This window comes from Streptomyces sp. NPDC029296 (genome assembly GCF_055569255.1).
Genome location: NZ_JBVHXT010000028.1, coordinates 42,579 through 49,244 on the forward strand (window position 1 = coordinate 42,579; position 6,666 = coordinate 49,244).

At 71.6% G+C, this 6,666-nt stretch carries 5 protein-coding genes; 1 reads left to right on the forward strand and 4 read right to left on the reverse strand.

Annotated elements, in window-relative coordinates:
- Positions 1-333: 333 nt before the first annotated feature.
- The 4 genes from ACZ4W9_RS24000 to ACZ4W9_RS24015 all read right to left on the reverse strand — a co-directional run bounded on the left by ACZ4W9_RS24000 (position 334) and on the right by ACZ4W9_RS24015 (position 5,776).
- On the reverse strand, positions 334-909 hold the full coding sequence (locus tag ACZ4W9_RS24000) for a GTP-binding protein (protein ID WP_181793988.1): 576 nt from the start codon (positions 907-909) through the stop codon (positions 334-336).
- Positions 890-1,288: a DUF742 domain-containing protein gene (locus ACZ4W9_RS24005; RefSeq protein ID WP_467939083.1), complete on the reverse strand. Its 399-nt coding sequence runs from the start codon at positions 1,286-1,288 to the stop codon at positions 890-892. Before ACZ4W9_RS24005 ends, ACZ4W9_RS24000 begins: the two co-directional genes overlap by 20 nt.
- Positions 1,289-1,399: 111 nt before the next feature.
- A complete protein-coding gene (locus ACZ4W9_RS24010; RefSeq protein ID WP_014675212.1) occupies positions 1,400-1,813 on the reverse strand; it encodes a roadblock/LC7 domain-containing protein in 414 nt (137 codons plus the stop codon).
- 9 nt (positions 1,814-1,822) lie between these two features.
- Positions 1,823-5,776: a sensor histidine kinase gene (locus ACZ4W9_RS24015; RefSeq protein WP_467939085.1), complete on the reverse strand. Its 3,954-nt coding sequence runs from the start codon at positions 5,774-5,776 to the stop codon at positions 1,823-1,825.
- Positions 5,777-6,358: 582 nt separating this feature from the next.
- On the opposite strand from ACZ4W9_RS24015, the gene ACZ4W9_RS24020 reads away from it, so the two are divergent.
- Positions 6,359-6,553, forward strand: coding sequence for a hypothetical protein (locus ACZ4W9_RS24020; RefSeq protein ID WP_467939087.1), 195 nt, complete (start codon positions 6,359-6,361; stop codon positions 6,551-6,553).
- Positions 6,554-6,666 lie beyond the last annotated feature (113 nt).

Sequence of the window (6,666 nt, forward strand, 5' to 3'; positions counted from 1 at the left end):
TCTCAGAGCCCGGATCGCCACAGACCACTACGGAGTACGTCTTCGACCATGGGGCAGTTCAGGCATTCCAGCACGTGGACCAGCGCGATTCCAAACAGCGGAACCCCCGTGATGGAGCCGTTGTAAACGCCAGATAAAACGGTCATAAAGAGCGAGCCTTGCCAAAAGGCGGGACGTTCGTGCGCGCAGCGGCACCGTTCGACCGCGTGGCGTGGTGATACCCGGCCATACGTCTGCCGAACTGTTATGAACACCGGAGCCGACCGTGTCAAAGGCCACAGCCGGCTCCGAAACCTTTACGACAACTGCCGTATTGCCCGTCGCACTTGGGTGTTACTTCAAGCGTGCCATGAGGGCGTGTTCGACGAGGGTGATGAGGGCGCTCTTGGCGTCGGCGCGGTGGCGGGCGTCGGTGGTGATGATGGGGGTGTCGGGGCCGATCTGGAGTGCTTCGCGGACTTCGTCGGGGCTGTAGGGCTGTTGTCCGTCGAAGCCGTTGAGGGCGATGACGAAGGGGAGGCCGCTGTTCTCGAAGTAGTCGACGGCGGGGAAGCAGTCGGCGAGGCGGCGGGTGTCGACGAGGACGATGGCGCCGATGGCGCCGCGGACCAGGTCGTCCCACATGAACCAGAAGCGGTCCTGTCCGGGGGTGCCGAACAGGTAGAGGATGAGGTCCTGGTCCAGGGTGATGCGGCCGAAGTCCATGGCCACCGTGGTGGTGGTCTTGTCCCCGGTGTGGGTGAGGTCGTCGATGCCGGCCGACGCGGACGTCATGACGGCCTCTGTGCGCAGCGGGTTGATCTCCGAGACGGCGCCGACGAACGTGGTCTTGCCCACGCCGAAGCCGCCCGCCACCACGATCTTCGCGGAGGTGGTGGCCCGGCCCGCGTCAGAGCTTGCGAAGTCCACTGAGCACCCTTTCGAGCAGCGTCACGTCAGGAGCGCCACCGTTGTTCTCGTCGCCACCCGGCTGGTGGACGGCGACCAGGCCGGCCTCGGCGAGGTCGGCCACCAGGATCCGGGCCACGCCGAGCGGCATGTTCAGCAGCGCCGAGACCTCCGCGACCGACTTGACCTCACGGCACAGGTGGCAGATGCGCTGGTGCTCCGGGAGCAGCGTCACGAGTGCTGCCGGGTCGGCCGTGGTGCTGATCAGCGCCTCGATGGCGAGCTGGTAGCGGGGCCGGGTCCGGCCGCCGGTCATGGCGTACGGCCTCACCAGCGGCTGATCGCCCTCGTCCCCGTACGGCTCCGCGTACGGATCATGATGGGCGGTGGGCGGGGTCATGAATCCTCCGGGCGGGACAGCAAGTCGGTCAGTCAAGCCGTCTGACGGGGCCGGTGGGGGGATTGTGGCGGCCGGACGGTGTTTTTGTGAGGTGGGTGGTACCGGGGCCGGTCAGTGGAGCAGACTGCCCTGGAGTTCGGCGCGCAGGTCCGGGGTGAGTACCGCACCCGCGCGGTCGACGAGCAGTGCCATCTCGTAGCCGACGAGGCCGATGTCCGCCTCCGGGTGGGCCAGGACCGCGAGGGACGACCCGTCCGAGATGGACATCAGGAAGAGGAACCCGCGCTCCATCTCGACCACCGTCTGTGCCACGGTGCCGCCCTCGAAGATCCGGGACGCCCCGGCCGTCAGCGAGGTCAGCCCGGAGGCGACGGCCGCCAGCTGGTCGGCGCGGTCTCTCGGGAAGCCTTCGGACATCGCCAGCAGAAGGCCGTCGGCGGAGACCACCACGGTGTGGGACACCCCGGGGGTGTTGTCCACGAAGTTGGTGATCAACCAGTTCAGGTTCTGTGCCGCCTGGCTCATCGGACTCAACTAACGCTCCTGCTGGTGAGTGGGGCTCGGGAAGCTGCCGGTCTGGCCGCTGCCGGCCTGACGGCCCTGAGCGATGCCCCGACGGAGATTGGTCAGCCGGCCGCGTACGTCATCGGGCGCACGCGAGACTTGCGGACCGCTTTGGTGCTGTTGCTGCTGGGCGGTGCCGGGCACGAGGTTCGCCCGGGGCACCCGGCGCGGGAGGCCGGAGGTGGTGACCCCGCCCGCGGCGGGCTGCCGTACGCGCTCGGCCTGCCGGACGAGTTCGTCGTTCGGCGAGGTCCGCCAGGAGCCGGTGTTCGGCCCGGACCGCTGCGGAGCGGACGCGGGCGCCTGCTGCTGCGGCGCCTCGGGCGCGTTCTCCTGCTGCTGCTGGAACCAGTTGGTCTCCAGCGTGTCGAACAAGGGGGTGCGACCGTCCCCCGGACCGCTGGCCGGCGGCAGCGCCCACTCGTCACCCGGCTCCGGGCCCTCGTCGGGCCGCTGCGCGGCACCCCGGTCGTCCGCCTCCTGGCGGACCGGACGCTGCTGCGGGGCCGGCGGGCGCGGGGCGCCGAAGTCGTCACGGCGGGCCGGCTGCGGGCGTTCGTACTGCCCGCTCCCGCTCTGGCCGGCGTTCGGCAGGGCGTGCTGCCCGGTGGAGCCGCCGTCGTACCCGCCGTCGTACGCCTGCGGCGCCGGGAACTGGCCCGTGTGCTGCGCGCCGTTGTCCGGCCGGCCGGCGCCGGGAGCGCCGAACACGTCGGAGCGGGCGAACGAACCGGTGTCCTGCCGGCTGCCGGGACCGTCGAAGGGCCCCGCCTGCCGCTCGGCGTCCGGCCGCGGGAACTGGCCCGTGTGCCCGAGGTCGTCCGGGCGGGCGAACCGGCCCGCGTTCCGGCCGTCGTCGGGCTGCGGGAACTGGCCCGTGCTCTGCGTGTTGTCGAACTGCGGGTACTGGCCGGTGGTCTGGGCGCTGTCGGGCTGCGGGTACTGGCCCGTGCTCTGCGTGTTGTCGAGCTGCGGGAACTGGCCCGTCTGCCGGAGGTCGTCCGGGCGCGTGTACTGGCCGGTCTGCCGGGCCGGGCCGGGCAGCTCGGCGCGCGGGAACTCGCCCGTCGCGGCCGGGCCCTGCGCGTCGATGCGGGGCATCTCGGCGGTGGAGCCCGGACCCTGCCGGTCGTCCACGCGCGGCATGTGCGCGGTCTGCGCCGGGTCCTGCTCGTCGTGGCCGCGCGGAGTGTCCAGCGAGGCACGGGAGACCGGGGCCTGGGCGTCGGCCCAGCCCGGGGTGCGGGACTGCGGCTCCGCGGGCAGTTCGGCCCGGGGGCCGCCGCGCGGCGGCAGCTGGGGCCGGCGTCCCTGGTCCGCCGGACCGCCGGAACGCTTGCGGCCACGGCCGCCGCCGAACAGATCCTGCTGAGGGCCGTTCGGGTGCGCGGCCTGGAGGCCCTGCGGCGCACCGGGCGCCTGGCCGCCGAGACCGCCCGCGCCGGAACCGGCCGGCGTCCGGCCGCCCTGCTGCGGCGCGGCACCGGGGCCGCCCTGCGGACCGCGTGCCCCGCCCGGCGCACCGGGACGGCCGCCCTGGCCCGTGCCGGGCAGCGCGGCCCGGGGGCCCTGGCCGGAGCCGACCTGGCCGCGCGGGCCCGGACCGCCGCCGAGCAGCCCGCCACCGGCCGGACCACCGCCCGTGTTGCCGGTCTGCCGCCTGGCCGCGGCCGCACCGGCGGCGGCCTGCGCGGCCGCGGGACCACCGGTGGACACGGGGGCGCCGGGCTTGCCGGGCGTCGGCTTCTTGTCGCCCTGGGCGACGTCCACCGGCAGCATGACCAGCGCGGTCGTACCACCGGAGTCGGACGGGCGCAGCTGGATGCGGATGCCGTGGCGCTGGGAGAGCCGGCCGACCACGAACAGACCCATGCGGCGGGAGACCGACACGTCCACGGTGGGCGGCGAGGCGAGCCGCTCGTTGATCGCCGCCAGGTCCTCGGGGGACAGGCCGATGCCGGTGTCGTGGATCTCGATCAGGACGCGGCCGTCGGGCAGCGCGTGACCGGTGACCTTGACCTTGGTCTGCGGCGAGGAGAACGAGGTCGCGTTCTCCAGCAGCTCGGCGAGCAGGTGCACGAGGTCGTTGACGACCCGGCCGGCGACCTGGGTGGTGGGCACCGCGGCCAGCTCGATGCGCTCGTACTGCTCCACCTCGGAGGCGGCGGCACGGAGCACGTCGACCAGCGGGACGGGGCGGGTCCAGCGGCGGCCCGGTTCCTCACCGGCGAGGACGAGGAGGTTCTCGCCGTTACGGCGCATGCGGGTGGCGAGGTGGTCCAGCTTGAACAGGGAGGACAGCTGGTCCGGGTCGGCCTCGCGGGACTCCAGCTCGGAGATCAGCGACAGCTGGCGCTGGATCAGGCCTTGGGAACGGCGCGAGAGGTTGGTGAACATCGCGTTGACGTTGCCCCGCAGCAGGGCCTGCTCGGCGGCGAGGCGGACGGCCTCGCGGTGCACGTCGTCGAAGGCCGCGGCCACCTGGCCGATCTCGTCCCGGGAGTGCACACCGACCGACTCCACGGAGGTGTCGACGTCCTGCGGGTCGGACTCGGAGAGCTGCTTGACCAGCTCGGGCAGGCGGTCCTGGGCGACCTTGGTGGCGGTCTCCTGGAGCCGGCGCAGCGAGCGGATCATGGAGCGGGCCACGACGAACGCGCCGACCAGCGAGACACCGAGCACGAGCAGGATCAGCACACCGGAGAAGATGGCCTCCCGCTCGGTGGCGCTCTTCAGCTCGCGGGCCTTCTGCTCCATCTCCTCCAGGAGCGTGTGCTCGATCTTCTTCATCTGCTCGATCTTGGTCGAGCTGTCGTCCACCCAGTCCTTGTAGGACCGCGCCGGCAGCTGCTGCAGGCCGTCGGGGGACTCGAAGGAGCGCTTGGCGTAGGTGTCGGCGGCCTCGATCGTCGGGTTGCCCTCGTCGATCGGCTTCAGCAGCTCCTCGGCGTCGTGGTCCGCGTAGATCTTCCGGAAGATCGCCAGCTCGGAGTTCTCGCTCTCGTACGCCGACTGGCCGTAGAGGCGGTCGTTCTCGGAGAGGTCGCCCTTGGTGGCGGGGGTCGCCGGCAGCGCGGCGGCGATCATGGCCCGCTGCACGGAGGCGTACTCCTTGGCGGTGGAGAAGGCCGCCAGGGCGCGGGTACGGGAGATCATCTCCGGGTTGCTGGACGCCTCGGCCATGTCCTGGGAGAGGCCGATCAGCTGGCTGATGAGCCGGTGGTAGGACTCGACCGTCTGCGAGGCGTTCCGCTCCGACGCGTACGACTTCTGGCGGATCTTGGCCAGGTCGTCCAGCTGGTTGGCGAGGCCGACGAGCGCGTCGCGCACGCCCTGGAGCTTGCCGTCCTTGCTCGCCGCGTCGATCTTCTCGGAGTCGTCGAGGAAGTCGTCGCGGGCCCGGTCGGTCTTCTGCTGGTACGCCTTGATCTGGTAGTCGTTCGCCTTCAGACCGCCGTGCGCCAGCGGGCCGGCGGACTGGTCGCGCTCCTCCTGGAGCGCCGCGGCCAGCTCGGTGGCCTGCTTGGTCATCTCCGTCAGCAGCTTCATGTTGTCGAGCTGCTGGATGTCGTTCAGGTTCTCGTTGATGCGCAGGGCACCCAGCGTGGTGGCCGCGACCACGGGGAGCGCGAGCAGCGAGACCAGGCGGGTGGAGATGCGCCAGTTGCGCAGGTGCATCCGGGAACCGGAGCCGACGGAGCCGCCGGGGACGGGCTTCACCGTCGGCGTGGGGGCGCCGGAGGGAGCCGTCTTCGCGGGGGCCGACAGGGTGGGGGTCCCGGGGCGTCCGGCGCGCTCACCGCCGTCCTTGGCCGGGGCCGGACCCGGGCTCTGGGCGTGCTGGGGCGTCGAACCGCGGTCGGCCCCGCCGTGCGGCTCCGGCTCCGCCGAAGCGCTGCCATCCCTCTTGAAACGTCCCTGCACTAGCGTCGCAACCTCTGGACCAGGCGCCCCTCCGCGTGAACGGAGGGACACGGTGTCGGCGTTGTGGGGAGCGCCCTGAATACGCCCCCCGGGTGGTCTTGAGTGACCGGCGCTGGCTCCCCCTGTCCCGCCGCCACTCGGCGCTGTGTTGCGCCCCCTGCGCGCCGGCTCGATCCCGCGGCGGTCCGTGGAATTCCAGCACAGTGCAGGATCTCCAACAAGGGCAGTGGGCCGAGCTGTGACCTCCGTGACAACGTGTGAGGGGCGAGTTACCAGCAGTGGACCCGAATTCGGTCGATAACGGGCATATTTCGGCGAGTCGTCGATCAGTCGTCGGTCGTGGCCTGGTGTCCCAGTCGCCATGATCAGGAGCGGAATGATGCCTTCAGGTGCCCAATGTCCGTTTCGTTGCGGCCGGTTGACGGTCGGAATTGACCGATTTGCCCGTGAGTTCGTGAGCAAACTCACACACTTCTCAGCGACAGTAGGCGACTTCGTCGGGGAATCGCATGTTTAGCCTGACGCTTTACAAGACGGACGACTCTGCCAACCCACTCGACCAGAGGGCACAGGACGACAACGGTGAAGACGACGATGATGTTCCGCAAGATAGCCAACCCGCGACGCACCACCCTGGCGCACCTGAAGGACGCCGGCGAGCTGCACACGCCCGAGCTGCCGGAGCACTCCGTCGACCTCCCCGCCCAGACGGCCAACCCCCGGCGCACCGTCCTCATGGAGGTCCCGGTGGGCTCGGGGGCCCCGGCGGGCGAGTGACCGACGGCTTCACCGGGTGCGGGGGGGGGGGGGGGGGGGGGGGGGGGGGGGGGGGGGGGGGGGGGGGGGGGGGGGGGCTGGGGAGCCCGTGCACGGTCGGACGGGCGGGGAGG

What these genes read in the sequence shown, in the direction of transcription:
- ACZ4W9_RS24010 (WP_014675212.1), bottom strand. Translation starts at nt 1,813, where the DNA reads ATGAGCCAGGCGGCACAGAACCTGAACTGGTTGATCACCAACTTCGTG.
- ACZ4W9_RS24005 (WP_467939083.1), bottom strand. Translation starts at nt 1,288, where the DNA reads ATGACCCCGCCCACCGCCCATCATGATCCGTACGCGGAGCCGTACGGG.